20 protein-coding genes and 1 pseudogene are annotated in these 26385 nt (G+C 58.8%); 15 read left to right on the forward strand and 6 right to left on the reverse strand.

Going from position 1 to position 26385, the window contains the following annotated elements; genetic code table 11:
- Positions 1–76 precede the first annotated feature (76 nt).
- Positions 77–889: an exodeoxyribonuclease III gene (gene xthA / locus KUF73_RS18070; protein ID WP_218439421.1), complete on the reverse strand. Its 813-nt coding sequence runs from the start codon at positions 887–889 to the stop codon at positions 77–79.
- A 345-nt stretch (positions 890–1234) separates the two neighbouring features.
- On the opposite strand from xthA, the gene KUF73_RS18075 reads away from it, so the two are divergent.
- The 7 genes from KUF73_RS18075 to KUF73_RS18105 all read left to right on the forward strand — a co-directional run bounded on the left by KUF73_RS18075 (position 1235) and on the right by KUF73_RS18105 (position 12479).
- On the forward strand, positions 1235–1885 hold the full coding sequence (locus tag KUF73_RS18075) for an N-acetyltransferase (RefSeq protein WP_218439422.1): 651 nt from the start codon (positions 1235–1237) through the stop codon (positions 1883–1885).
- A 76-nt stretch (positions 1886–1961) separates the two neighbouring features.
- Positions 1962–3689 carry an autotransporter assembly complex family protein gene (locus KUF73_RS18080; RefSeq protein WP_218439423.1) on the forward strand — a complete coding sequence of 576 codons (1728 nt, stop codon included), beginning with the start codon at positions 1962–1964 and terminating at the stop codon, positions 3687–3689.
- The gene (locus tag KUF73_RS18085; RefSeq protein ID WP_218439424.1) at positions 3686–7360 is read left to right on the forward strand and encodes a translocation/assembly module TamB domain-containing protein; all 3675 of its coding nucleotides are present in this window, start codon (positions 3686–3688) and stop codon (positions 7358–7360) included. The genes KUF73_RS18080 and KUF73_RS18085 overlap by 4 nt, the downstream gene beginning before the upstream one ends.
- Before the next feature lie 236 nt (positions 7361–7596).
- Positions 7597–8070 (forward strand): MarR family winged helix-turn-helix transcriptional regulator, encoded by a 474-nt coding sequence (locus tag KUF73_RS18090; RefSeq protein ID WP_218439425.1) that lies wholly within the window; start codon positions 7597–7599, stop codon positions 8068–8070.
- Positions 8067–9536 (forward strand): efflux transporter outer membrane subunit, encoded by a 1470-nt coding sequence (locus KUF73_RS18095; protein WP_218439426.1) that lies wholly within the window; start codon positions 8067–8069, stop codon positions 9534–9536. Before KUF73_RS18090 ends, KUF73_RS18095 begins: the two co-directional genes overlap by 4 nt.
- Positions 9537–9551: 15 nt before the next feature.
- A complete protein-coding gene (locus tag KUF73_RS18100) occupies positions 9552–10754 on the forward strand; it encodes an efflux RND transporter periplasmic adaptor subunit (protein WP_218439427.1) in 1203 nt (400 codons plus the stop codon).
- A 192-nt stretch (positions 10755–10946) separates the two neighbouring features.
- Positions 10947–12479: a DHA2 family efflux MFS transporter permease subunit gene (locus KUF73_RS18105; protein ID WP_218439428.1), complete on the forward strand. Its 1533-nt coding sequence runs from the start codon at positions 10947–10949 to the stop codon at positions 12477–12479.
- A gap of 107 nt (positions 12480–12586) precedes the next feature.
- Here the strand turns inward: KUF73_RS18105 and lpxH are convergent, their stop codons facing one another.
- Both lpxH and KUF73_RS18115 read right to left on the reverse strand, forming a co-directional pair.
- Entirely contained in the window at positions 12587–13333 is a 747-nt protein-coding gene (gene lpxH, locus KUF73_RS18110) for a UDP-2,3-diacylglucosamine diphosphatase (protein ID WP_218439429.1), read from the reverse strand.
- Positions 13330–13833, reverse strand: a complete 504-nt coding sequence (locus tag KUF73_RS18115) for a peptidylprolyl isomerase (RefSeq protein ID WP_218439430.1) — start codon at positions 13831–13833, stop codon at positions 13330–13332. Before KUF73_RS18115 ends, lpxH begins: the two co-directional genes overlap by 4 nt.
- A 263-nt stretch (positions 13834–14096) precedes the next feature.
- Here KUF73_RS18115 and KUF73_RS18120 point away from each other — a divergent pair, with 263 nt between their 5' ends.
- Positions 14097–15794 (forward strand): glutamine--tRNA ligase/YqeY domain fusion protein, encoded by a 1698-nt coding sequence (locus tag KUF73_RS18120; protein WP_218439431.1) that lies wholly within the window; start codon positions 14097–14099, stop codon positions 15792–15794.
- 20 nt (positions 15795–15814) lie between these two features.
- Positions 15815–17197, forward strand: coding sequence for a cysteine--tRNA ligase (cysS, locus tag KUF73_RS18125; RefSeq protein ID WP_218439432.1), 1383 nt, complete (start codon positions 15815–15817; stop codon positions 17195–17197).
- A 138-nt stretch (positions 17198–17335) separates the two neighbouring features.
- On the opposite strand, the gene KUF73_RS18130 is transcribed toward cysS, so the two are convergent.
- The gene (locus KUF73_RS18130; RefSeq protein WP_218439433.1) at positions 17336–19192 is read right to left on the reverse strand and encodes a sigma-54-dependent Fis family transcriptional regulator; all 1857 of its coding nucleotides are present in this window, start codon (positions 19190–19192) and stop codon (positions 17336–17338) included.
- 370 nt (positions 19193–19562) lie between these two features.
- Here KUF73_RS18130 and KUF73_RS18135 point away from each other — a divergent pair, with 370 nt between their 5' ends.
- Genes KUF73_RS18135 through KUF73_RS18160 form a run of 6 tightly spaced genes read left to right on the forward strand, consistent with a single transcriptional unit; the run spans position 19563 to position 25516 of the window.
- Complete coding sequence (locus tag KUF73_RS18135) at positions 19563–20657, forward strand: ABC transporter ATP-binding protein (RefSeq protein WP_218439434.1); 1095 nt, start codon at positions 19563–19565, stop codon at positions 20655–20657.
- The gene (locus KUF73_RS18140) at positions 20657–21772 is read left to right on the forward strand and encodes an ABC transporter ATP-binding protein (RefSeq protein ID WP_218439435.1); all 1116 of its coding nucleotides are present in this window, start codon (positions 20657–20659) and stop codon (positions 21770–21772) included. Before KUF73_RS18135 ends, KUF73_RS18140 begins: the two co-directional genes overlap by 1 nt.
- A complete protein-coding gene (locus KUF73_RS18145; RefSeq protein ID WP_218439436.1) occupies positions 21769–22635 on the forward strand; it encodes a carbohydrate ABC transporter permease in 867 nt (288 codons plus the stop codon). Before KUF73_RS18140 ends, KUF73_RS18145 begins: the two co-directional genes overlap by 4 nt.
- 7 nt (positions 22636–22642) lie before the next feature.
- Positions 22643–23443, forward strand: a complete 801-nt coding sequence (locus KUF73_RS18150; protein ID WP_218439437.1) for a carbohydrate ABC transporter permease — start codon at positions 22643–22645, stop codon at positions 23441–23443.
- A gap of 10 nt (positions 23444–23453) precedes the next feature.
- Positions 23454–23726 carry a DUF2160 domain-containing protein gene (locus KUF73_RS18155; RefSeq protein ID WP_218439438.1) on the forward strand — a complete coding sequence of 91 codons (273 nt, stop codon included), beginning with the start codon at positions 23454–23456 and terminating at the stop codon, positions 23724–23726.
- Positions 23727–23773: 47 nt separating this feature from the next.
- Positions 23774–25516: an ABC transporter substrate-binding protein gene (locus KUF73_RS18160; protein WP_218439439.1), complete on the forward strand. Its 1743-nt coding sequence runs from the start codon at positions 23774–23776 to the stop codon at positions 25514–25516.
- 79 nt (positions 25517–25595) lie between these two features.
- Here KUF73_RS18160 and KUF73_RS18165 read toward each other — a convergent pair whose 3' ends face one another.
- Positions 25596–25910, reverse strand: a complete 315-nt coding sequence (locus KUF73_RS18165) for a DNA-binding transcriptional regulator (protein WP_218439440.1) — start codon at positions 25908–25910, stop codon at positions 25596–25598.
- Positions 25900–26249: pseudogene (locus KUF73_RS31430) on the reverse strand (toxin). Before KUF73_RS31430 ends, KUF73_RS18165 begins: the two are co-directional and overlap by 11 nt.
- Positions 26250–26385: the final 136 nt, after the last annotated feature.

A 26385-nucleotide genomic window follows, 5' to 3' on the forward strand; every position in this document is an offset into this window, starting at 1 on the left:
CCTGTAGGAGCTGCCGAAGGCTGCGATCTTTTGATCTTTTGATCTTTTGATCTTTTGATCTTTTGATCTTTTGCTTTTAGCTCAACTCAAGCCAGATCGGCGCATGGTCCGAAGGCTTTTCCATACCGCGCAGTTCGTAATCCACGCCAGCATCCTTGACCCGTGGCAACAGCCCGTGGGACGCCATGATCACGTCGATCCGCAGCCCACGCTTGGGCTCGTCCTCAAAGCCGCGGCTGCGATAGTCGAACCAACTGAAGCGGTCGGCCACCTCCGGGTTCAGGTGACGGAAGCTGTCCACCAGGCCCCAGTTTTTCAGGCGGGCCATCCACTCGCGTTCTTCGGGCAGGAAGCTGCACTTACCGGTTTTCAGCCAGCGCTTCATGTTATCGGGGCCGATGCCGATGTCGCAGTCTTCCGGGGAGATGTTCACATCACCCATCACTACAAGCGGCTGATCGTTTTTGAACTGGGTTTCCAGCAGTTGCTGCAGATCGTTGTAAAAACGTTGCTTGGCTGGGAATTTGGTCGGGTGGTCGCGGCTTTCACCTTGTGGGAAATAGCCGTTCATGATCGTCACCGGCACGCCGTTGGCGTCAGCGAAAGTGCCCCAAATGAAGCGCCGCTGAGCATCTTCTTCATCGGTGGCAAAACCTTTGTGCAACGCCAGCGGTTCTTGACGCGACAGCAGGGCGACACCGTAGTGACCCTTTTGCCCGTGGAAATACACGTGGTAGCCCAGGGCTTTGACTTCATCGAGCGGGAACTGGTCGTCGTGGACCTTGGTTTCCTGCAAACCGATCACATCGGGCTGGTGCTTTTCGATCAGCGCCGCCAGCTGATGGGGACGAGCGCGCAGCCCGTTGATGTTGAAGGAGACGATCTTCATGGTCGGCAGTCCTGGCAAAAGGGCGATGCTAGCTGACATGTGGGAATCGGGCCAGTGTTGGGGTGAGGGGATTTACTCAGTTCTGTGAGATCTCTGCTGGTGGTACCGGCCTCTTCGCGGGCAAGCCTCGCTCCTGCAGTGAATCGGTGTCATCCATAAAACCTGTAGGAGCGAGGCTTGCCCGCGAAGTGGCCGGCAGTACTAACAAATTCAGCTCGGCTCGACGCATTAGTTGGCTCGCCATCCCATGTCTGGTCTATACCTGTGGGGGAACTGTGTCGTCACCCAACGGCTCGTAACAACAAGAGTGCAGCCCTCCGAGCTGTGCCGGGGAGATCAACCGTCATGCCCGAAACCTCGATCGCCATCGCCGATATTCACATGCTCGACAGCGGCTATTCCCGCGAAGCGCGATCCCTGTTGTATCAGGCTTACCGGCACGAGCCGACGTTCGGCTATCTGTTCGAAGCAGAACGTCCCGGTTATGAGCAGCGGGTGCGCGCCACCGTACGCGAACTGGTCAAACAGCACTTTCTACAAGATTTGCCGGCCATCGGCCTGCTGGTCAACGACCGCTTGATCGGCATCGCTTTGATCGCGCCGCCGCAACGGCGTCTGGGCATCACGGAGAGTTGGGCCTGGCGTCTGCGCATGGTGCTCAGCACCGGATTTCGCTGCACCCGCCGTTACCTCGAATATCACGATGCGGTGATGGCTTGTGTGCCGTCCGATTCGGTGCACTTGCTGCCGTTGCTGGGGATTCACCCGCAATTTCAAGGCAAGCACTTCGGTGAACAACTGCTGCAAGCGGTCCATAACTGGTGCGCAGTCGATGAGCACTCTCAGGGCGTTGTCCTTGATACCGGCAATCCGCGCTATCTGGAGTTCTATAAACGTCAGGGCTATGAGGAAATCGGTGAGGTTGCCGTAGGCCCGATCCGTGAACATGTGTTTTTTCACGCCAACCCTCAGGTGGTACAAACAGCGACGGCATAAACATCGAACTTTCGGGACCGGCCAGGCTCTATCACGCTCCCTTGTTCAAGTTCCGCTCGTGATAGCATCCGCGCCTATGAAGTTTCCAGGAAGAATTACCAGTGGCGTGCTGATGCTGATTTCCAGCTGCGCGGCGCTGGCGCAAAGTGAATTGGATGTGCGGATCAAACCGTCCAACGACGAACTGAAAGCCAATATAGAGGGCTATATCGGCAGCCTTGGCGATCGTGACGAAGAAGCCTTGCTGCGCTTCAGTCGTGGCGCCGAGGAACAGGCGCGCAAGGCCGCCCAGGCCTTGGGTTACTACCAGCCGCAGATCGACAGCGACGTGAAGGGCGGCAAAAAACCGCGTTTGATACTGACCATCGACCCTGGCGAGCCGGTGCATTTGCGCAACGTCACCATCCGTATCGACGGTCCGGCCGCTTCCCTCAAATCCTTTCGCTTACCCAATGACCACGCGCTGAAAACCGGCGCGGTACTCAACCATGGTCATTACGAAGACGCCAAGCGGCTGATCCAGAACCAGGCCTCGCGTTACGGTTTCTTCAATGGGCGCTTTACCAGTTCGAAACTCTCGGTGGACCCGCGAGCCGGCGTCGCCGATATCGAACTGATCTACGACAGCGGGCCGCGTTATTCCCTGGGCAAGGTCAGTTTTGAAGGCGACACGCCGTTCGACGAGGACCTGCTGCAACGCATGGTGCCGTTCAAGGCGGGCGCGCCGTATGACTCCGAGCTGATCGCCGAACTCAACCAGGCGATGCAATCGAGCGGCTATTTCGAGAGCGTTCGAGTGGACGCGACACCGACCGCGTCCAAGGACAATGTGATCCCGGTGGACGTTAAGCTCGAAACCCGCAAGCCGCGCACCATGGGCCTCGGGCTGGGCTATTCCACTGACGTCGGCCCGCGGATCAAGGCCAACTGGACCCGGCACTGGGTCAATCCGCAGGGGCACAGCTATGGCTGGGAAACCGAAGTCTCGGCGCCACGGCAAAATGTCGGGGTGTTTTACGACATTCCCCTGGACCCGCCGCTGACCGACAAACTGCGTTTCGCCGGCGGCTATCAAAATGAAGAAATTGCCGACAAGGACAGCCTGAGCAAGCTGCTGACCCTCGGCCCCGAGTGGCACAGCAAGTTGCCCAGCGGCTGGCAGCGCGTGGTGTCACTCAAGTGGCAGCGCGAGGAATACCGCCTCGGTGACGACTCAGGGCTCAGCACCTTGCTGATGCCCGGCGTGAGTTATTCGTACCTGAAAAGTGACAACCGTATCGATCCGCACAACGGCTATCGTCTGCAATTCGAAAGCAAAGTGGCCAAGGAAGGCCTGGGTTCTGATAACAATCTGGTTTACGGCACGGCATTGGTCAAAGGCCTGACCACGGTCTTCGACAAACACCGTTTCCTGGGTCGGGTGCAGGTCGGTGGCAGTGCCACCAACGGCTACAAGTCGGTGCCGCCATCGCTGCGGTTTTTCGCCGGTGGCGATCAGAGCGTGCGCGGCTACGACTACCAAAGCCTGTCCCCGGAAAACAACGAGGGTGACCGTATCGGTGGTCGCTACATGGTCACCGCCAGCGCGGAGTACCAGTACTCCATCGCCGAAAAGTGGCGGGTTGCAACCTTTGTCGATCAAGGCAATGCCTTTAATACACTCGAACTGCCTAACCTCAAGACCGGGGTTGGTATCGGCATACGCTGGGTTTCGCCGGTGGGGCCGATCCGCCTCGACCTGGCCCATGCGCTGGACGACGATGGCGGTATTCGATTGCACTTTTCCATGGGGCCTGAGCTTTGAAGCGTGGTTTGAAAATAACGCTGCTGACAATTTTGGCCCTGCTGGTGCTGATTATCGTGGCGCTGGGTTCGGTGCTGGGTACGGCAACGGGCAGCCGCTGGGCACTTGGCTTTGTTCCGGGTTTGACGCTGGACAATTTTCAGGGGCGTTTGGGCGGCCAATGGAGCGCCGATCGCGTTTTGTGGCAGCAGGACACCAGCCGGGTTGAGCTGAACAAGGTCATTTTTGCCTGGTCACCGTTGTGTTTGACGCGCAGGGCCTTGTGCATCGAGCAATTGAAGGCCGATCAAGTCAGCCTGCAATTCCCGCCGGGTACGGACGAAAACAGCAGCGGTGAGATCAAGCTCCCAGACCTCAACTTGCCGTTGGCGCTCGAACTTGGTGATGTGCAGGTTGGCAGTCTGCTGTTCAACGGCAGTGAGCAACTCAAGGGGCTGCAACTGGCGGCGCACTGGACGGCCAACGGCTTGCAGATCGATTCGGTGAAACTGCAGCGCGACGAGCTGAGCCTGAACCTGTCTGGCCTGCTGCAACCCTCTGGTAATTGGCCGCTCAAGGCCGAAGGCAAACTGACGCTGCCAGCACCCGGCCCCGAACCGTGGGCGCTGGCGCTAAAAATCGACGGCGATCTGCTGAAAACCCTGAACCTGAACGCTGCCAGCAGCGGTTACCTGAACGGGCAACTGACCGGCGAATTGCAACCGCTGGTGTCGAACCTGCCCGCCAAGGTACGCATCACCGCCGATGGCTTCAAACCCAGTGCCGAGCTGCCGGACACCTTGCAACTCAATCAACTTGAGCTGACGGGTGAAGGCGACCTGAAAAACGGTTACGCGCTGCTCGGCAACGCCTCGTTGCCCGCCGAACTGGGCCCGGTTGCACTGATGCTGCAAGGCAGGGTCGACGCCAATGGCGCGCAAATCGCCGCGCTGGAACTGACGGCCAACGACAAGCAAAACCTCAAGCTCAGTGGGCAAATCGACTGGAGCAAAGGCCTGAGTGCCGAAGCGAAAATCGACTGGCTGGACTTCCCGTGGCACCGCCTCTATCCGCTGATCGACGAACCTGACGTGGCCTTGCGCAGTTTCATCGGTGAAGTCTCCTACACCGACGGCAAATACCTCGGCAATTTTAAAGCGGCGCTGGACGGCCCGGCCGGGGCGTTCAGCCTGACCAGCCCGTTTGCCGGTGACCTGACGAAAATCTACCTGCAACAAATTCAACTCACCGCCGGGCAGGGCAAGGCCGAAGGCCACTTGAACCTGCAATTCGCCGACGGCATCGCCTGGGATACCGCGCTGGATCTGTCGGCGATCAACCCGGCGTATTGGGTTGCCGAACTACCGGGCACTCTCGCCGGACCGCTGCGCAGTCAAGGCGAAATGAAAAACGAAAAACTCAGCCTGAGCGCCGATCTCGATCTGAAAGGCAAACTGCGTGGCCAGCCTGCCGTGATTCAAGCCAAGGCCGATGGTGGCGGCGAGCAATGGAACCTCAACGCGCTGCAAATTCGCTTGGGTGACAACAGCATCAACGGCAAGGGCAGCCTGCACCAGAAGCTCGCCGGGCAGATCGATATCAAGCTACCGCGCCTGGCCCAGCTCTGGCCGCAACTGCGCGGACAAATCAACGGGCGGGTCGATGTCGCTGGAACACTCAAGGCACCCCAAGGCAAGTTCGGGCTGCAAGGATCGCAACTGGCGTTTGCCGACAATCGTCTGCAAAGCTTGAACCTGGACGCGACCCTCGACAGCGCGCAACGGGCGAAGATCGACCTCAAGGGCAGCGGCATTCAGGCCGGTGACACCTCGCTGGGCACACTGACCGCCAGCGGCCAGGGCGATATCAAAAACCAGAAACTGAACCTCGACCTGCAAGGGCCGAAGCTGAAACTCGCCCTCGGCCTCGACGGCAATCTGGACAAAGGCAACTGGCGTGGACGCTTGGCCAGCGGCGATATCCAGGCCGGTGGCCAGGACTGGAAGCTGCAAGGCCCCGCAAAACTGGAGCGACTGGCGGACGGCAAAATCAATTTTGGCGCCCATTGCTGGGCGTCCGGACAGGCCAGCCTGTGCGGGGAAGATTCTCGTCTGATGCCTGAGCCGAAGCTGCGTTACCACCTCAAGCAATTCCCCATCGACAGCCTCGCGCAATGGCTGCCCAAGGATTTTGCCTGGCAAGGCCGGCTCAATGCCGATGTGCAATTGGACCTGCCGGCCAGCGGCCCGAACGGTCAGATCAGCATCGACGCCAGCGGCGGCACCTTGCGGATGAAGGAAAAAGATCAGTGGCTGGACTTCCCGTACCAGACCCTGAAGCTCACCAGCAAACTCACGCCCAAGCGCATCGACACCGATCTCAACTTCGTCGGTGGCAAGCTTGGCGAACTGATGGTGCAGGCGCAGATCAACCCGTTGCCAAAAAACAAACCGTTGAGTGGTTCATTCCGTTTGAGTGGCCTCGACTTGTCGGTGGCGCGGCCGTTCGTGCCCATGGTCGAAAAACTGACCGGGCGTTTGAATGGCAGCGGCACGATTGCCGGTACGCTGATGGCGCCGCTGGTCAACGGCAACCTGCTGCTGAGCGACGGCGAAGTGTCCGGCCCCGAATTGCCGATGGCACTTCAAGGCTTGCAGCTTCAAGCTGTTATCGCCGGCGAAACCGTGCAGCTCAATGGCGGCTGGAAAAGCGGCAAGAGCGGGCAGGGCAGCTTGACCGGCAATGTTGCCTGGGGCCAGGCGCTGGTGGTGGATCTGGCACTCAAGGGTTCTCAGTTGCCGGTGACCGTCGAACCTTACGCCAAGCTCGAAGTGGCGCCGGACCTGAAGATCTCGATCAAGGACGACAAGCTGGCGGTGGCCGGTAAAGTGTTGATACCCAGGGGTGAAATCACCATTCGCGAATTACCACCCTCGACGATCAAGGTTTCCGGCGACACGGTGATCGTCGGCCAGCAGACCGAAGAGGGTAAGCCGCCAATGGCCACGGTCATGGACATTGACGTGGTGGTCGGCGAGGACAAACTGAGTTTCGCCGGGTTTGGTCTCACGGCAAACCTGCAAGGTCATGTGCACATCGGCGACAACCTGGACACTCGCGGTGAACTCTGGCTCAACGACGGGCGTTATCGTGCCTATGGCCAACGGCTGACGGTGCGCCGGGCGCGCTTGTTGTTTGCCGGCCCGATCGACCAGCCGTACCTGGACATCGAAGCCATTCGCCAGACCGACGACGTGATCGCCGGTATTCGCTTGAGCGGCAGCGCCGAACAGCCGACCACGCAAATTTTCTCCGAGCCGGCCATGAGTCAGGAACAGGCGTTGTCCTACCTAGTGCTGGGCCGTCCGTTGAGCAGCAACGGCGAGGACAACAACATGCTCGCTCAAGCGGCCCTCGGCTTAGGTTTGATGGGCAGTTCCGGGGTGACCGGCGGTCTGGCGAAAAACCTCGGCATCGAGGATTTCCAGCTCGACACCCAGGGCAGCGGCAACACCACCAGCGTGGTGGCCAGTGGCAACCTCTCCGAGAAACTCAGCTTGCGTTATGGCGTGGGTGTGTTCGAGCCGGCGAACACCATTGCCTTGCGTTACAAACTGAGCAAAAAGGTCTACCTCGAAGCGGCCGGCGGCGTGGCCAGTTCGCTGGATATCTTCTACAAGCGGGATTTTTAGTCCCTTAAAAAATCAAAAGATCGCAGCCTTCGGCAGCTCCTACATTGACCGTGTTCGCCCGTATTTATGGGGTGTATGCGCCCCTGTAGGAGCTGCCCAAGGCTGCGATTTTTTGCATCCTGCCCCACCGTTTATCAACGAATTACAAAGCATCCTAACTATTTCATTGACATTCGCTGCCTAGGCAGTAACATCTCGACATACATTCACTGCCTAGGCAGCTAATTGGTGTCCAGATGAAACATTTCACGCCAGACGATTTCCACAATTGCCATCTCGGTCTCTTGCTCGGACGCGCCGCGCTGCTCAAGGACAAGATCATCGACACGCACATGGAACCCCACGGCATCACCGCCGCGCAGTTCAAAGTGCTGATCATCATGGCCCAGTACGGCGTCGATACGCCGGCCGAGCTGTGCCGGCACCTATCCCTGGACAGCGGTTCGATGACGCGGATGCTCGATCGTCTGGAGCAGAAAGGTTTCCTCGCCCGCCAGCGTTCCGAAGCGGATCGCCGTCAGGTTCAGCTGGTGCTCACCGAAGAGGGCCTGAAGCTGGCCGCTCTTCTGCCGCACATCGGTGCCGAAGCCATGAACGAACTGGCCGGCGGCATCACTTCGGACGAATTGAAAACCCTGGAACAGATCCTCAAGAAAATTTTGGTGGCAGCGGGTGACCCGATCACCTTGCTGCGGGTAGGTGACAAATGAGCAGCAAAACCTTGCGTACCGGTTTCAGTCTGGTGCTGTTGGCCATGACCCTCGCCGGTTGCGCCAACTACAGCGGCCTGAACACCGAAGGCGTCAGCCTCGATGCGAAACACCTCAACGCCGGGCAAACCCTCAGCGGCGTGAAACTGTCGCCGGCGGCCTGGCCGAAAAGCGACTGGTGGAAAAGCCTCGGTGACCCGCAGCTCGACGGCCTGATCCGCGAAGCCCTGCACGACAGCCCCGACATGCAAATCGCCGACGCCCGTGCGCATCAGGCCAGCGCCGCCGCTTACGCCGCCGACGCCGCGCGGATGCCGACCGTTGATGCCAGCGCGGGTGTCACCCGTTCGCGTCTGGCCCGTGATCAAGATCCAAAAGGGCAGGGCGATGCGTACGCGACGGTGCGTAACATCGGCGCCAGTTTCAATTACAACTTCGATCTTTGGGGCGGCCAGCGCGACACCTGGGAAGCCGCACTGGGCCAGGCCCGTGCCGCCGAAGTCGATCAGCAGGCTGCGCAGTTGACCTTGTCTGCCGACGTCGCCCGCGCCTACAGCGATCTGGGTCAGGCGCACATCGTTTATGACCTGTCCGCTGAAGACCTCAAGCGCACCCGGCAGATGCTCGACCTGAGCAAGCGCCGCTTGAGTGCCGGGATCGACAGCCAGTACCAGTTCCAGCAGACCGAAAGCCTGGAAGCGACATCCGAAGCAAACCTGATCGACGCCGAGAAACGCCTGCAAAGTGCGAAAATCGCACTGGCCGTGCTGCTCGGTAAAGGCCCGGATCGCGGCAATGAAATCGCTAGACCGAAAATCCTTCAGGCCAGCGCCGTGGCGTTGCCGTCGGTACTGCCAGCCGAGCTGCTCGGTCGTCGTCCAGACCTGGTGGCTGCGCGCTGGCGGGTCGAGGCGGCGAGCAAAAACATTGACGCCGGCAAGACCCAGTTTTATCCCAACTTGAACCTCAGCGCCGCCGCCGGTGCCGAATCTTTGTTGGGCGACGCGATGTTCGGTTCGGCCAGTCGTTTCTTCAACGTCGGGCCGACGATTTCGCTGCCGATCTTCGACGGTGGCCGCCTGCGTGCCGACCTCGATTCCCGCGACGCCGATTACGACCTCGCAGTGGCGCAGTACAACAAAAGCCTGGTGAAAGCGCTGGGGGATGTCAGCGACAGCATCAACCAGCTGCGCGATATCGGCCGGCAAATCGCTGCACAGCAGCACGCCACGGACATTGCCCAGGATTCTTACAACACCGTGGTCCAGCGGTACGGTTCCGGCATCGGCAACTACCTGGACGTGCTCAGCATCGAGCAGCAATTGCTCCAGGCCCAGCGTCAATTGGCCAACCTGAATGCCGAGCAGATCGACCTGTCGATCCAACTGATGCAGGCGCTGGGTGGCGGGTTTCAGCCCGACAACATTGCTTCTGCCAACACTTCGCCAGCCACGCTGAGCCACTAATTCAAGGTATTTGTCATGGCCACTGTCGATACAACTCAAACTGCTGAAACCACACCGGGCAACCCAAACTCGGGCAAACGCAAATTCATGTTGCTGATCCTCGCCGTAGTCGTCGCGCTCAGTGGCGCGGGTGTCTGGGTTTACCACGATTTTTACGGGCGCTGGAGCGAAAGCACCGACGACGCCTATGTGAACGGCAACGTGGTATCAATCACGCCGCTGGTCACCGGCACGGTGGTGAGCATCGGCGCCGACGACGGCGATCTGGTCCATGAAGGTCAGGTGCTGGTGAACTTCGACCCGAACGATGCCGAAATCGGTCTGCAAAATGCCCAGGCCCAACTGGCGCGCACCGTGCGCCAGGTGCGTGGCTTGTACAGCAACGTCGACGGCCAGAAGGCCCAGGTCAACGCGCAACAGGCGGAAGTGCAGAAAGCCCAGGACAACTTTAATCGCCGGAAAAACCTCGCCGCCGGCGGGGCGATTTCCCAGGAAGAACTGTCCCATGCCCGCGATGACCTGACCTCGGCACAAAACGCCCTGTCCAACGCCAAACAGCAACTGAAAACCACCAGTGCTTTAGTCGATGACACCGTGATCTCTTCCCACCCGGACGTGATGGCCGCCGCCGCACAACTGCGTCAGGCCTACCTGAACAATGCGCGCAGCACCTTGATCGCGCCGGTCACCGGTTACGTGGCCAAACGCACGGTGCAGCTCGGTCAGCGTGTGCAACCAGGCACGGCGCTGATGGCGGTGATTCCGCTGGATCAGCTGTGGATCGACGCCAACTTCAAGGAAACCCAGCTGCGCGACATGCGTATTGGCCAGCCGGTTGAAATTGAAACTGACCTCTACGGCAGCGACGTGAAATACAGCGGCACTATCGACAGCCTCGGCGCCGGGACCGGTAGCGCGTTTGCCTTGCTGCCGGCGCAGAACGCCACCGGTAACTGGATCAAGATCGTCCAGCGCGTACCGGTTCGAATTCACGTCAACGCTGAAGAGCTGGCCAAGCACCCGCTTCGGGTCGGCCTGTCGACCATCGTTGATGTGAATCTGCACGACCAGAGCGGCCCGGTACTGGCGCAACAACCGCCACAAAAGGCGTCGTTCAGCACCAACATTTATGACCGCCAATTGGCGGAGGCCGACGCGATGATCACTCAACTGATCCACGACAACAGCGCTGCGGTCAGCAAAACCGCGAACCGCTGATCACCTCGTCCTTGTGGGAGCGAGACTTTGCGGCGAGGGAGCTTGCTCCCGCCGGGTCGCGAGGCAGCCCCAACGCTTTGCGACTGCTCGCAGCCGAGCGGGAGCAAGCTCCCTCGCCACAAGGGCTCGCTCCCACAGGGTCTCCTGTGTCTGTAACAGGCGCAGCGCCAATCATGTTTCAAAGGATTCGCGATGAGCAATAACGCGTCTTTCACGCCTCCCAGCCTGGTGCTCAGTACCATCGGCCTGTCGCTGGCGACCTTCATGCAAGTGCTCGACACCACCATCGCCAACGTGGCGCTGCCGACCATTTCCGGCAACCTCGGGGTGAGCTCGGAGCAGGGCACTTGGGTGATCACTTCGTTCGCGGTCAGCAACGCGATCGCGTTGCCGCTGACCGGTTGGCTCAGCCGGCGTTTCGGCGAGGTCAAGCTGTTCGTCTGGGCGACGCTGCTGTTCGTGCTGGCTTCGTTTCTGTGCGGGATTTCCACCTCAATGCCGGAACTGGTGGGCTTTCGGGTCCTGCAAGGCGTAGTGGCAGGGCCGTTGTACCCGATGACCCAGACGCTGTTGATTGCGGTCTACCCCCCGGCAAAACGGGGGATGGCGCTGGCACTGTTGGCAATGGTGACGGTGGTTGCGCCGATTGCCGGGCCAATCCTCGGCGGCTGGATCACTGACAGTTACAGCTGGCCGTGGATCTTCTTCATCAACGTGCCGATCGGCCTGTTTGCCGCGTGGGTCGTGGTGCAGCAGATGAAGAAGCGCCCTGTGGTCACCAGCCGCCAGCCGATGGACTACGTCGGCCTGATTGCCCTGATCATCGGCGTCGGCGCGTTGCAGATCGTCCTCGACAAGGGCAACGATGCCGACTGGTTTGAATCAACCTTCATCATTGTCGGCACGGCCATTTCGGTGGTCGCCCTGGCGTTCTTCGTGATCTGGGAAATGACCGACGAACACCCGGTGGTGAATCTGCGGCTGTTTGCCCACCGCAACTTCCGCTACGGCACCATCGTGTTGGTTCTGGGTTATGCCGGGTTCTTCGGGATCAACCTGATCCTGCCGCAATGGTTGCAGACGCGATTGGGCTACACCGCGACCTGGGCCGGTTTTGCCGTGGCGCCATTGGGTATTTTGCCGGTGCTACTGTCACCTTTCGTCGGCAAATACGCACCACGATTCGACATGCGAATTCTCGCGGGTGGGGCGTTCCTGGCCATCGGCTTGAGTTGCTTCATGCGCGCAGGCTTTACCAATGAAGTGGACTTCCAGCACATCGCCCTGGTGCAGCTGTTCATGGGTATTGGTGTGGCACTGTTCTTCATGCCAACCCTGACCATCCTGCTGTCGGACTTGCCACCGAGCCAGATTGCCGACGGCTCCGGCCTGGCCACGTTCCTGCGGACCTTGGGCGGTAGTTTTGCGGCGTCGTTGACCACCTGGATCTGGATTCGTCGGGCCGATCAGCACCACGCTTACTTGACCGAAAGCATCACCCCGTTCGATCCGGCGACCCGCGAGGCGTTGACCCGCCTGGGTGGTGCGGGGGCCAAGGCCTATACGCAACTGGATCAGACGGTGATCAGTCAGGCCTACATCATGTCTACGGTGGATTATTTCACCTTGCTGGGCTGGATGTTCATGGGGCTGATACTGATTGTGTGGCTGGCCAAACCGCCGTTTAGCGCCAAGGCAGGGCCGGCGGCTTCAGCGGGGCATTGAACCGAAACCTGTAGGAGCGAGGCTTGCCCGCGAAGGCGGTGTGTCATTCAACTATGATATCGACTGACACACTGCCTTCGCGGGCAAGCCTCGCTCCTACAAAGAATTCATTCGACAGCCAGTTGTGGTGGCGGGGCGAAATCAAACGGCGCCAACGCAAACCCGTGTTCATCCACCTGTAACGCCCAGCCCTGACGATCCCAATCGCCCAGCACAATGCGCCGGGCAGCTTGTTCGCCAAGCTGCAACTTGTGCACGGCAGGCCGGTGGGTATGCCCGTGGATCAGGGTTTTCACCCCGTATTGCTGCATGATCCGCGGAATTTCCTCGGGCGTGACATCGACAATTTCATTGGCCTTCATCCGCGTTTGCGCGCGACTTTCGCTGCGCAGCTTGCGCGCCAGTTTGTGGCGCGTGCGCAAAGGCAGGTTACGCAGGATGAACAGGCTGATCGGGTTACGCAGGTAGCGACGCAGCTTCATGTAGCCGACATCGCGGGTGCAAAGACTATCGCCGTGCATCAAAAGCACCGGCTCGCCGTTGAATGGCACGACACTAGGGTCCTTCAGCAGGGTACAACCGGCCTGTTTGCAAAAGGCCTTGCCCAATAGGAAGTCGCGATTGCCGTGCATCAGAAAAATGGCCGTGCCGCTGTCGCTGAGTTCGCGCAGGGCCTGGCAGATGGAACGCTGGAACGGCGTCATGGCATCGTCGCCAATCCACGCTTCGAAAAAGTCGCCCAGAATGTATAACGCACTCGCCGAGCGGGCGCGTCCGGCGAGCAAATCCAGAAACGCCCGGGTAATGTCCGGGCGCTCCTCTTCCAGATGCAAGTCTGAAATCAGCAATATCACTCAATGATCTCGGCTTTCTCGATGATCACGTCGTCTGCTGGTACGTCCTGGTGGCCGGATTTCATGGTGGTGGAAACACCTTTGATTTTGTCGACAACGTCGGTGCCGGCGGTCACTTTGCCGAATACCGCGTAGCCCCAACCCTGAACGTTCTTGCCGCTGTGGTTCAGGAAGCTGTTGCCAGCCACGTTGATGAAGAACTGCGCGGAAGCCGAATGCGGCTCCATGGTGCGGGCCATGGCGACGGTGTACTTGTCGTTGGAAAGGCCGTTGTCAGCTTCGTTCTGGATGCTTGGGCGCTTGTCTTTCTTTTCTTTCATGCCTGGCTCGAAACCGCCGCCCTGGATCATGAAGTTACCGATAACGCGGTGGAAAACAGTGTTTTCGTAGTGACCGGCTTTGACGTACTCAACGAAGTTGGCCACGGTGATCGGGGCTTTCTCGGCGTTCAGTTCGATGACGATGTCGCCATGGTTGGTGGTCAGTTTGACTTGGGTCATGATCGGCACTCTTTTTTAACAGCAGTTTTATAAGGAATTCGTGGTTTGGGACACTAAGCCCGCAAACCGGTTCAGCCTGTTTCGGCCAAGGAGCGCAGTTTAGCGCGACGGGCGCGAATTTCGAGGCTGTTTTTCATTTGCATCCGATTAAATGCAGCCGTTTTCGGGCCTGCTCTGTCAGCTGCTTGACGGCATCGGCTATGATAGCGGCTTTGTTTTGTCCGGCCTTTATTACGGCCATGCACTTGTACGCCAAGGATCCTATGAGCAAGCCCACTGTCGACCCTACCTCGAATGCAAAGACCGGCCCAGCCGTGCCGGTCAATTTCCTGCGGCCGATCATCCAGGCAGACCTGGACTCGGGCAAGCACACGCAGATCGTCACGCGGTTTCCGCCTGAGCCCAACGGCTACCTGCACATCGGCCACGCCAAGTCGATCTGCGTGAACTTCGGCCTGGCCCAGGAGTTCGGCGGCGTCACGCACCTGCGTTTCGACGACACCAACCCGGCCAAGGAAGACCAGGAATACATCGACGCGATCGAAAGCGACGTCAAATGGCTGGGCTTCGAATGGTCCGGTGAAGTGCGCTACGCCTCGCAATACTTCGACCAGCTGCACGACTGGGCGGTCGAACTGATCAAGGCCGGCAAGGCCTACGTTGACGACCTGAGCCCTGAACAGGCCAAGGAATACCGTGGCAGCCTGACCGAGCCGGGCAAGAACAGCCCGTTCCGTGACCGTTCCGTGGAAGAGAACCTCGACTGGTTCGCCCGCATGAAAGCGGGTGAATTCCAGGACGGTGCACGCGTACTGCGGGCCAAGATCGACATGGCTTCGCCGAACATGAACCTGCGCGACCCGATCATGTATCGCATTCGTCACGCTCACCACCACCAGACCGGTGACAAGTGGTGTATCTACCCGAACTACGACTTCACTCACGGTCAGTCGGACGCCATCGAAGGCATTACCCACTCGATCTGCACACTGGAGTTCGAAAGCCACCGTCCGCTGTACGAATGGTTCCTGGAGCATTTGCCAGTTCCGGCGCAACCGCGTCAGTACGAGTTCAGCCGCCTGAATCTCAACTACACCATCACCAGCAAGCGCAAGCTCAAGCAGCTGGTCGATGAAAAGCACGTCAATGGCTGGGATGACCCGCGCATGTCCACGCTGTCGGGTTTCCGTCGCCGTGGCTACACGCCGAAATCGATCCGCAACTTCTGCGAAATGATCGGCACCAACCGCTCCGACGGCGTGGTCGACTTCGGCATGCTCGAATTCAGCATCCGTGACGACCTCGACCATAGCGCCCCGCGTGCCATGTGCGTGCTGCGTCCGCTGAAAGTCGTGATCACCAACTATCCGGAAGGTCAGGTCGAAAACCTCGAACTGCCCTGCCACCCGAAAGAAGACATGGGCGTGCGCGCTCTGCCATTCGCCCGGGAAATCTACATCGACCGTGACGATTTCATGGAAGAACCGCCAAAAGGCTACAAGCGCCTGGAACCGGCCGGTGAAGTGCGTCTGCGCGGCAGCTACGTGATCCGTGCCGACGAAGCGATCAAGGACGCTGATGGCAACATCGTCGAGCTGCGTTGCTCGTATGACCCGGAAACCCTGGGCAAGAACCCGGAAGGCCGCAAGGTCAAGGGCGTGGTTCACTGGGTGCCGGCCGCTGCCAGCGTCGAGTGCGAAGTGCGTCTGTATGACCGCCTGTTCCGCTCCGCCAACCCGGAGAAGGCCGAAGACAGCGCCAGTTTCCTGGACAACATCAACCCTGACTCGCTGCAGGTACTCACCGGTTGTCGTGCTGAACCCTCGCTGGGCAATGCACAGCCGGAAGACCGTTTCCAGTTCGAGCGCGAAGGTTACTTCTGCGCGGATATCAAGGACTCGAAACCGGGCGCACCGGTATTCAACCGTACCGTGACCCTGCGTGATTCGTGGGGCCAGTGATTTAGTGCCAAGGATTTAACGTGCTTACGATCTACAACACGCTCACCAAGAGCAAAGAAGTCTTCAAGCCGCTGGATGGCAACAAGGTGCGCATGTACGTGTGCGGGATGACCGTGTACGACTACTGCCACCTGGGCCACGGCCGCAGCATGGTCGCGTTCGACCTGGTGACCCGCTGGCTGCGCTTCAGCGGCTACGACCTGACTTATGTGCGCAACATCACCGACATTGACGACAAGATCATCAATCGGGCCAACGAGAACGGCGAGTCGTTCGAAGCCTTGACCGAGCGCATGATCGCGGCGATGCACGAAGATGAAGCACGTCTGAACATCAAGAAGCCGGACATGGAGCCGCGTGCCACCGACCATATCCCAGGCATGCACGCGATGATCCAGACCCTGATCGACAAGGGTTACGCCTACGCGCCGGGCAATGGCGACGTGTACTACCGCGTCGGCAAGTTCATGGGCTACGGCAAGCTGTCGCGCAAGAAGATCGAAGATCTGCGCATCGGCGCGCGCATCGAAGTCGACGAGTCCAAACAGGACCCGTTGGATTTCGTGCTGTGGAAAGCCGCCAAGCCAGGCGAGCCGAGCTGGGAATCGCCGTGGGGTGCCGGGCGTCCGGGCTGGCACATCGAGTGCTCGGTGATGTCGACCTGCTGCCTGGGTGAGACGTTCGATATTCATGGCGGTGGCAGCGACCTTGAGTTTCCGCACCATGAAAACGAAATCGCCCAGAGCGAAGCAGCCACCGGCAAGACCTACGCCAACGCGTGGATGCATTGCGGCATGATTCGCATCAATGGCGAGAAGATGTCCAAATCCTTGAACAACTTCTTCACCATTCGCGACGTGCTGGAAAAGTACCATCCGGAAGTCGTGCGTTACCTGCTGGTGTCGAGCCACTACCGCAGCGCGATCAACTACTCGGAAGACAACCTCAAGGACGCCAAAGGCGCCCTGGAGCGTTTCTACCACGCGTTGAAAGGCCTGCCGAACGTGGCGCCTGCTGGCGGCGAAGCGTTTGTCGAGCGCTTCACCCAAGTGATGAACGACGACTTCGGCACGCCGGAAGCTTGTGCAGTGCTGTTCGAGATGGTGCGAGAGATCAACCGCCTGCGTGAGAGCGATCTGAACGCAGCGGCCGGTCTGGCGGCGCGCTTGAAGGAACTGGCCAGCGTACTGGGTGTGTTGCAGCTTGAAGCCGATGACTTCCTGCAAGCCGGCGCCGAAGGGCGTGTCGATGCAGCTGAGGTTGACGCGCTGATTGCTGCGCGTCTGGCGGCGCGTGCCGGTAAGGACTGGGCCGAATCCGATCGCATCCGCGACCAGCTCACCGCCATGGGCGTGGTGCTGGAGGACGGCAAGGGCGGCACGACGTGGCGTTTGGCTGACTGATTGCTGTTTTAGATTCAAACAAAACCCGCCTTGTGCGGGTTTTTGTTTTTTCAAGATCAAAAGATCGCAGCCTTCGGCAGCTCCTGCATGAATTCCCTGTAGGAGCTGCCGAAGGCTGCGATTTTTTGATCTTTGTTTCTAATCGCCCGACTGACGCAGCCGCTTGTAAAGGGTATTCCTGCTCACCCCCAACCTGCGAGCCAGATGAGAGATATTCCCCCCAACCGCCTCCAACTGCCGATTCAAATCCTCGGCATCATCAAGATCCACCGCCAGCGGTTCCGGTGAATCCACCGGCTCCATCTCCAGATCGACAAAAAAATCATCCGGCAAATGCTCCAGACGTACCGGTTGTTCCTCGGCCATGGCCAGCGCCACCTGCATCACACTGCTGACCTGACGCAAATTCCCCGGCCACGGGTGCCGGCCAAACAATTCCATTACCTCACGGCTCAACCCAGCCCATTGGCTCGGTTCACGGTGCTGTTCCCACAGGCGCTTGAACAGCGCCTCTTTATCGCTGCGCTCCCTCAACGGAGGCAATTCGAGGGTCAACCCGCCGATGCGGTAATACAAATCTTCGCGGAAACGCCCCAGTTGCACCTGCTCGCGCAGGGAACGGTTGGTCGCAGAAATGATGCGGATATCCACCGGGAACAACTCACTGCTGCCCACCGGTTGTACGCAGCGTTCCTGCAACACGCGCAGTAAGCGCGCCTGCGTTGGCAGCGGCATGTCACCGATTTCATCGAGGAACAGCGTGCCTTTATCGGCCTTGCGGATCAGGCCGATGCTGCCTTTCTGGTTGGCTCCGGTAAACGCGCCTTTCTCGTAGCCGAACAGCTCCGACTCGACGAGTTCGGCGGGGATCGCTGCACAGTTGACGGCAATGAACGCCTGTTTGTTGCGGGAGCTGGCCTGATGCAGGGCTTTGACGAACACCTCTTTACCGACCCCGGTTTCACCGTGGATCAACAACGGAATGTCTTTTTCCAGCAAGCGCTCGGCCTGACGCACGGCCTTTTCCACGCGGCTGTCGCCAAAATGCAGAGTATTGAGGTTGATCGGTGCCGCTGCCGGGTTTGCTACTTCGGGTTGGAACTTCTTGGGTTCTGCAAACAGCCTTGGCTGAATCGGTGCCTGCTTCGGTCGTTTCAGCAGGCACTGGAAACGGTTGCGTCCGGAAGCCTGGAGAGCGAAGGGCAGGCCTTCGGGCTGATTCAGCAACTCCAGCAGCGAGACCTTGAACAGGCTCTCGACGCTGACCCGCGACAGGCGGATGCCCAACAGATTGTCGGCCCGGCGATTGGCCGACAGTATCTGGCCGCTCTCATCGAAAATCAGCAGCCCGGCCCACTGGCTGTCGAGGTTGTTCAGGCCGGTGTTGAAGGTCAGCTGAAAATGCTGGCCATGGAACAGGTTGAGAATCAGCCGGTTTTCCACGGTCTGACTCATCATCTTGACCATGCCCAACGTATGGGATGGCGGCAGGTAGCTGTCGCTGGACACGTCCAGCACCGCAATGACCTTGCGCTCGGCATCGAAAATCGGCGCAGCGGAACCGGTCATGAAACGGTTGGCCTTGAGGAAGTGTTCATCGTGTTCGATATGCACTGCCTGCTCGCAGGCCAGAGCGGTGCCGATGGCGTTGGTGCCGCTGCAACGCTCCATCCAGCTGGCGCCGGCGCTGAAACCACGGGTCAGGCTCGGCTCGATGAAGCGCTGGGTGCCCCAGGAAGTGAGTACCTGGCCCTGATTGTCGGCGAGCATGATCAGGCAATTGGAATTGCTCAGGATGTTCTCGTAATACGGCAGCACTTCCTGATGGGTGGTTTGCACCAGCGAATGCTGGCTCTCCAGCAACTGCGCAATGCCATCGGCCGGCAGCTGATCGAACGCCGGTGCGTTCTGATGATCAAGGCCGAACGCGCGGCAACGAGACCAGGAATCCTGGATGACGGCGTCGTGGGAGAGCGGTGAGGCAGGTACGGCCATGGCAGTCGATCTCTGAACAAACTTTATTGTTTTTATAAGTGCTTAAGCGCAACCCCTGTAGGAGCTGCCGCAGGCTGCGACCTTTTGATTTTTTTACAAACAAGATCAAAAGATCGCAGCCTGCGGCAGCTCCTACATGGCCCGCGCGAGCCGAGCAAAAGCATGCGTAGAGTGTTGTTCACTATTGTTCATTGTCAATCGTTCAGGTGTTCAGTTGTTCATTCACGATTGTTCATTTCTGTTCAGCAACGAATGTGGTTGTTCCTCTGTTTTCGAATATTCCAAGCCAGATCAAAGGCTTGCGATTCTTGGCACGAATGTCGCTATATCGCTCCGGTCGCTTGACTCCAAAAATAAAAAAGGCCGAGCCATGTCATTAACCCTGGAGCATGTCAGCCGCACCGTCGAGGGCCAGACCTGGATTGACGATGCGTGCCTAAGTTTCGAACCCGGATCCTTCAACGTTTTGCTCGGCCGCACGCTGTCCGGCAAAACCAGTCTCATGCGTCTGATGGCCGGGCTGGACAAGCCTGACAGTGGCCGCGTGCTGATGAATGGCGTGGACGTCACCCAGCGTCCCGTGCGCCTGCGCAACGTGTCGATGGTGTATCAGCAGTTCATCAATTACCCGACCATGACCGTCTTCGAGAACATCGCCTCGCCGCTGCGTCAGGCCGGTGTGTCCAATGAAATCATCCAGAGCAAAGTGCTGGAAACCGCGAAGATGCTGCGCATCGAGAAGTTCCTCCAGCGCTATCCCCTCGAACTTTCCGGCGGCCAGCAACAACGAACGGCGATGGCCCGGGCGCTGGTCAAAGACGCCGAACTGATCCTGTTCGACGAACCGCTGGTCAACCTCGATTACAAGCTGCGCGAAGAGCTGCGCCAGGAAATGCGCGAGTTGTTCAAAGCCCGGCACACCATTGCGATTTATGCCACCACCGAACCCAACGAAGCGTTGGCCTTGGGTGGCACCACGACCATTCTTCACGAAGGCCGGGTGATCCAGAGTGGCAAATCCTCCGAGGTCTACCACCAGCCGCAAACGGTGTTGGCGGCGGAGCTGTTTTCCGAGCCGCCGATCAATCTGATGCCGGGGCGCATTGCGGGCAACGAAGTGAGTTTCGCCAACTTCGTGCACTTTCCGTTGAACGTTGATTTGCGTCCGGTAGGCGAGGGCGAGTTTCGCTTTGGCGTGCGTCCCAGCCATATCTCGCTGGTGCCGAGCAACGACGATGACCTGGAGTTGGCGGTGACCGTCGAGGTCGCGGAAATCAGCGGCTCGGAAACCTTCCTGCATGTGCGCAACGAGCATTTTTTGCTGGTACTGCACTTGCCCGGTGTTCACGAGTACGACGTCGATGCGCCGATTCGCATCTACATTCCGACCCATAAACTATTCGTGTTCGATATGCAGGGGCGGCTGGTCCAGGCGCCGGGCCGGCGTATCGCGAGGGTTGCCTGATGGCCGAAATCCGTTTGCGGAACCTCGCCCACAGCTACACCAAAACACCGGTTGGCCCCGAGGATTACGCGATCCGCGAGATGGACCACATCTGGGAGCAGGGCGGTGCCTATGCGTTGCTCGGCCCTTCGGGGTGTGGCAAGTCGACGTTGCTTAACATCATCTCCGGGTTGCTCAGCCCGTCCCAAGGCCATGTTTTGTTCGATGGTAAAGCGGTCAACAACCTGACCCCCGAAAAACGCAACATCGCCCAGGTTTTCCAGTTTCCCGTGGTCTACGACACCATGACGGTGTTCGACAACCTGGCCTTCCCGTTGCGCAATCAGGGCATGGCCGAGGCAAGAGTTCACACCAAGGTGCAGGAAATCGCCGAGGTTCTCGATCTTCAGGGCTTGCTGGGCAAAAAAGCGAGCAACCTCACGGCCGACGAAAAACAGAAAGTTTCCATGGGGCGCGGGCTGGTGCGCGATGACGTCTCGGCAATCCTCTTCGATGAACCGCTGACGGTGATCGACCCGCACCTGAAGTGGAAACTGCGGCGCAAGCTCAAGCAGATTCACGAGCAGTTCAACATCACCATGGTCTACGTGACCCACGATCAACTGGAGGCCTCGACCTTCGCCGACAAGATTGCGGTGATGTACGGCGGGCAGATCGTGCAGTTCGGCACACCACGGGAATTGTTCGAGCGGCCGAGCCACACCTTTGTCGGCTATTTCATTGGCAGCCCGGGGATGAACCTGATCGACGTTCAACCGCAACCCGGTGGTGTCGGTTTCGCCTCGACCCATCTGCCGCTTTCCGAGGCCATGCAGCAGCGTATTGCCGAGACGCAATGGAAAACCCTGAAGGTCGGCATCCGGCCGGAATTCGTCCATGTGTGGGACGAACCCTTTGATGACGCGATGCGGGCACAAGTCGTACACGTCGAAGACCTCGGCACTTACAAGATCATGACGCTCAACCTCGATGGCGCACCGTTGAAGGTGCGGCTGGCTGAAGACAAACCCGTACCGGTGGGCACGGCGCACATCAGTTTTCCGGCGCAGTGGCTGATGGTCTACGCCGACGAATTCCTCCTGGAAGCGCAAGCCACTCATGAGGTACAGCCATGAACAAGGTGCAGAACAACAAGGCCTGGTGGCTGGTGCTGCCGGTGTTCCTGCTGGTGGCGTTCAGTGCGGTGATCCCGATGATGACCGTGGTCAACTATTCGGTGCAGGACATCTTCGACCAGTCGAGCCGTTACTTCGTCGGCGCCGACTGGTACAAGCAGGTGCTGCTCGATCCGCGTCTGCACGACTCGTTGCTGCGTCAGTTCATCTATTCGGCCTGCGTGTTGCTGATCGAAATTCCCTTGGGCATTGCCATCGCGCTGACCATGCCGACCAAGGGCCGCTGGTCATCGCTGGTACTGATCATCCTGGCGATTCCGCTGCTGATTCCATGGAACGTGGTTGGCACCATCTGGCAGATTTTCGGTCGGGCCGATATCGGCCTGCTCGGGTCGAGCCTCAATGCAATGGGCATCAGCTACAACTATGCGGCGAACACCATGGATGCCTGGGTCACCGTGCTGGTAATGGATGTGTGGCACTGGACGTCGCTGGTGGCGTTGCTGTGTTTCTCCGGTTTGCGGGCGATTCCGGATGTGTATTACCAGGCCGCGCGAATTGATCGGGCATCGGCCTGGGCAGTATTCCGGCACATCCAGTTGCCCAAGCTCAAGAGTGTGCTGCTGATCGCGGTGATGCTGCGCTTCATGGACAGTTTCATGATCTACACCGAGCCGTTCGTGCTGACCGGTGGTGGTCCGGGGAATGCCACGACGTTCCTTAGCCAGACGCTTACGCAGATGGCCATCGGGCAGTTCGACCTGGGACCGGCCGCGGCATTTTCGCTGGTGTATTTCCTGATCATCCTGTTGGTGTCCTGGTTGTTCTACACCGCCATGACTCACTCTGACGCCAACCGCTGAGGCCATCATGAGCAAGAGAAAGCTGATTCCACTGCTGATCTACATCCTGTTCCTGCTGGTGCCGATCTACTGGCTGCTGAACATGTCGTTCAAGAGCAACACCGAAATTCTCGGCGGCCTGACGCTGTTTCCGCAGGATTTCACCCTCCACAACTACAAGGTGATCTTCACCGATCCGGCGTGGTACACCGGCTATCTCAACTCGCTGTATTACGTGAGTTTGAACACGGTGATTTCCTTGAGCGTGGCGCTGCCGGCAGCCTATGCGTTCTCGCGTTATCGCTTCCTGGGCGACAAGCACTTGTTCTTCTGGTTGCTGACCAACCGCATGGCGCCCCCGGCGGTGTTTTTGCTGCCGTTCTTCCAGCTCTATTCGTCGATCGGGTTATTCGACACGCACATTGCCGTGGCCTTGGCCCACTGCTTGTTCAACGTGCCTTTGGCGGTGTGGATTCTTGAAGGTTTCATGTCTGGCGTACCCAAGGAAATCGACGAAACCGCCTACATCGATGGCTACAGTTTTCCCAAGTTCTTCGTGAAGATTTTCATCCCGCTGATTGGTTCCGGTATCGGCGTCACAGCGTTTTTCTGCTTCATGTTTTCCTGGGTCGAACTCTTGCTGGCGCGAACGCTGACCTCGGTCAACGCCAAGCCTATCGCGGCGGTGATGACTCGAACGGTCTCGGCGTCCGGCATCGACTGGGGCGTGCTGGCGGCGGCGGGGGTGTTGACCATTCTGCCGGGCATGCTGGTGATCTGGTTTGTTCGCAATCACGTGGCCAAGGGCTTTGCCCTGGGCCGGGTATGAGGAGCTGATGATGGAATGGATGAGTTGGACCACCCCGACAGCAGCGTTCTTCAGTGTCATTGCCTTGATCCTGGTGGGCATGACCACTTGGGAATTGCGTTCGCCAAGCATTCTTCGGCGTGGCTTTTTGCCGATTGCCACTACCCGTGGCGATCGGCTGTTTATCGGTCTTCTCGGCAGCGCCTACCTGCATTTGCTGGTAATCGGCGTGACCGACTGGAGCATCTGGGTAGCGTCCGCGTTGTCCCTGGTGTGGCTGTTGGCAGTGATGCGTTGGGGCTAGTCGAATCGCTCGGCAATGTTGCTCCGAAACTTAAACAGGAGGTCTCTATGTTCGACAAAAACAATAAGCTGCGACATAGCATTTCATTGGCAGCCATGCTGGCACTCAGCGGTTTGAGCGCTTCGGCCTGGGCCGATGCCTATGAAGAAGCTGCCCAGAAATGGATTGGCAGCGAGTTCAAACCGTCCACCCTGACGGCCGATCAGCAGCTCGCAGAGTTGAAGTGGTTCATCAAGGCCGCCGAGCCGTTTCGCGGGATGGACATCAAGGTCGTCTCGGAAACCCTGACCACGCACGAGTATGAGTCCAAGGTGCTGGCCAAGGCCTTTACCGAAATCACCGGGATCAAAGTCACCCACGACTTGCTGCAGGAAGGCGATGTCGTGGAGAAACTGCAGACCGTGATGCAATCGGACAAGAGCATCTATGACGGCTGGGTCAACGACTCGGATTTGATCGGTACTCACTTCCGATACGGCAAGACTGAAGCGATCACCGACCTGATGGCCAACGAGGGCAAGAACTTCACCTCGCCAACCCTGGACATCAAGGACTTCATCGGTATTTCCTTCACCACGGCGCCGGACGGCAAGATCTATCAATTGCCTGACCAGCAGTTCGCCAACCTGTATTGGTTCCGCGCCGACTGGTTCGAGCGCGCAGACCTGAAAGCCAAGTTCAAAGCCAAGTACGGTTATGAGCTGGGCGTCCCGGTGAACTGGTCGGCTTATGAAGACATCGCCAAATTCTTCAGCGAAGACGTCAAGGAAATCGACGGCAAGCGGGTCTATGGCCACATGGACTACGGCAAGAAAGACCCGTCGCTGGGCTGGCGCTTCACCGATGCCTGGTTCTCCATGGCCGGCGGCGGCGATAAGGGCTTGCCTAACGGTTTACCGGTGGACGAGTGGGGTATCCGCGTCGAGGACTGCCATCCTGTGGGTTCCAGCGTGACCCGTGGTGGCGACACCAACGGTCCGGCGGCGGTATTTGCCACGACCAAATACGTCGACTGGCTGAAAGCCTATGCGCCACCGGAAGCGGCGGGCATGACCTTCTCCGAATCCGGTCCGGTGCCGTCCCAGGGCAACATCGCCCAACAGATCTTCTGGTACACCGCGTTCACCGCCGACATGACCAAACCGGGTCTGCCAGTGGTAAACGCCGATGGCACGCCGAAATGGCGGATGGCGCCGTCGCCGCGTGGGCCGTATTGGGAAGAGGGCATGAAACTGGGGTATCAGGACGTGGGTTCGTGGACGTTCATGAAGTCCACGCCTGAGAAACAGAAACTGGCGGCCTGGTTGTACGCGCAGTTCGTGACCTCGAAAACCGTGTCACTGAAGAAAACCATCGTCGGCCTGACGCCGATCCGCGAGTCGGACATCAACTCGCAAGCGATGACCGACCTGGCACCTAAGCTCGGTGGCCTGGTGGAGTTCTACCGCAGCCCGGCCCGCGTGCAATGGACCCCGACCGGGACCAACGTGCCGGACTATCCGCGTCTGGCGCAACTGTGGTGGAGCCACATCGCCGAAGCTGCCAGCGGCGAGAAAACTCCGCAACAGGCACTGGACGGTCTGGCCAAGGATCAGGACGCGATCATGTCCCGTCTGGAACGCTCGAAGGCGCAAGCCGTATGCGCACCGAAAATGAACCCGGAACGCGACGCTCAATACTGGTTCGACCAACCGGGCGCACCGAAACCGAAACTGGCAAACGAAAAGCCTAAAGGCGAAACCGTGGGCTACAACGAACTGCTGAAGTCCTGGGCGGATGCGCGTAAGTAAGTGATGTGAGTGTGAAAGGCGAACGGCACCGAAAGGTGCCGTTTTTGTTTGTGCCTGATCTGACTCCTTCGCGCTGGAATCAAGTCAGCGCCGCCAATTGCGCGACTGTTTCTGGAAAGCGCTCGACCAGTCGAATCAAGGTCGTGGCCTGCGCATTTGGTTGTGCACGTCCTTGTTCCCAGTTTTCCAGCGTCCGGGTATTCGTACGCAGATACATCGCGAATACCGAACGGGAAAGGTTGAGCTGTTGGCGTATGGCTACGACCTCCTCGGCAGTGATCGGCACCAGTTTTGGCAGTTTGACCTTGTGGGTTCGCAGCGTGACTTTGCTTTGGCGCTCATCGGCCAACGATTCAAGGCCTTCCATCAGTTCGGTAAAAATGTCACGTTTCATAATGGGATCTCGTGTTGATTTCGCGATCTAGAGCTTGCCTAAAAAGTTTCTTCTGGGAAGGTGACAGATCGTCTTGCTCGTTTTTGCTGTATACGGAGAACAGCCAGAATTGATCAAAACCCGACCACCAGTAATAAATAACCCTTAATCCGCTGCGCTTGCCTTTGCCTCGTCGCTGATCGGAGAAACAGAGTTTCCGCAACCCGCCCATACCTTCCACTCGTTCGCCTGCTTCCGGGTTTTTCAGCAGCCCAGTTGAAAGCTGCGAAACAATTCGTCGTCCAGATAATCATTTCGGAGCTTTTGAAATGCGGGTAATTCGATAAAAAGAGCGTCCATGTTCTGTACGTTACCTGCGTATATTTCTATCACAAGAATCGAATCGGTCAAGGGGTCTGTTCCTGCCAATTCGGTCAGCTCATTACGTTAAGGTTGAAGGCGGAGACGGGGATGTAGGACACGGCTGATTCACCCG

Source organism: Pseudomonas sp. PD9R (assembly GCF_019200975.1).
Taxonomy (GTDB): domain Bacteria; phylum Pseudomonadota; class Gammaproteobacteria; order Pseudomonadales; family Pseudomonadaceae; genus Aquipseudomonas.

Bases quoted from the DNA above. Each gene is read 5' to 3' on its own strand.
- KUF73_RS18120 (WP_218439431.1), top strand. From the start codon at position 14,097: ATGAGCAAGCCCACTGTCGACCCTACCTCGAATGCAAAGACCGGCCCA.
- KUF73_RS18100 (WP_218439427.1), top strand. From the start codon at position 9,552: ATGGCCACTGTCGATACAACTCAAACTGCTGAAACCACACCGGGCAAC.
- KUF73_RS18135 (WP_218439434.1), top strand. From the start codon at position 19,563: ATGTCATTAACCCTGGAGCATGTCAGCCGCACCGTCGAGGGCCAGACC.
- KUF73_RS18150 (WP_218439437.1), top strand. From the start codon at position 22,643: ATGAGCAAGAGAAAGCTGATTCCACTGCTGATCTACATCCTGTTCCTG.
- KUF73_RS18160 (WP_218439439.1), top strand. From the start codon at position 23,774: ATGTTCGACAAAAACAATAAGCTGCGACATAGCATTTCATTGGCAGCC.
- KUF73_RS18115 (WP_218439430.1), bottom strand. From the start codon at position 13,833: ATGACCCAAGTCAAACTGACCACCAACCATGGCGACATCGTCATCGAA.
- KUF73_RS18130 (WP_218439433.1), bottom strand. From the start codon at position 19,192: ATGGCCGTACCTGCCTCACCGCTCTCCCACGACGCCGTCATCCAGGAT.
- KUF73_RS18165 (WP_218439440.1), bottom strand. From the start codon at position 25,910: ATGAAACGTGACATTTTTACCGAACTGATGGAAGGCCTTGAATCGTTG.
- KUF73_RS18145 (WP_218439436.1), top strand. From the start codon at position 21,769: ATGAACAAGGTGCAGAACAACAAGGCCTGGTGGCTGGTGCTGCCGGTG.
- KUF73_RS18105 (WP_218439428.1), top strand. From the start codon at position 10,947: ATGAGCAATAACGCGTCTTTCACGCCTCCCAGCCTGGTGCTCAGTACC.
- KUF73_RS18075 (WP_218439422.1), top strand. From the start codon at position 1,235: ATGCCCGAAACCTCGATCGCCATCGCCGATATTCACATGCTCGACAGC.
- KUF73_RS18140 (WP_218439435.1), top strand. From the start codon at position 20,657: ATGGCCGAAATCCGTTTGCGGAACCTCGCCCACAGCTACACCAAAACA.
- KUF73_RS18095 (WP_218439426.1), top strand. From the start codon at position 8,067: ATGAGCAGCAAAACCTTGCGTACCGGTTTCAGTCTGGTGCTGTTGGCC.
- KUF73_RS18155 (WP_218439438.1), top strand. From the start codon at position 23,454: ATGGAATGGATGAGTTGGACCACCCCGACAGCAGCGTTCTTCAGTGTC.
- KUF73_RS18090 (WP_218439425.1), top strand. From the start codon at position 7,597: ATGAAACATTTCACGCCAGACGATTTCCACAATTGCCATCTCGGTCTC.
- KUF73_RS18080 (WP_218439423.1), top strand. From the start codon at position 1,962: ATGAAGTTTCCAGGAAGAATTACCAGTGGCGTGCTGATGCTGATTTCC.
- xthA (WP_218439421.1), bottom strand. From the start codon at position 889: ATGAAGATCGTCTCCTTCAACATCAACGGGCTGCGCGCTCGTCCCCAT.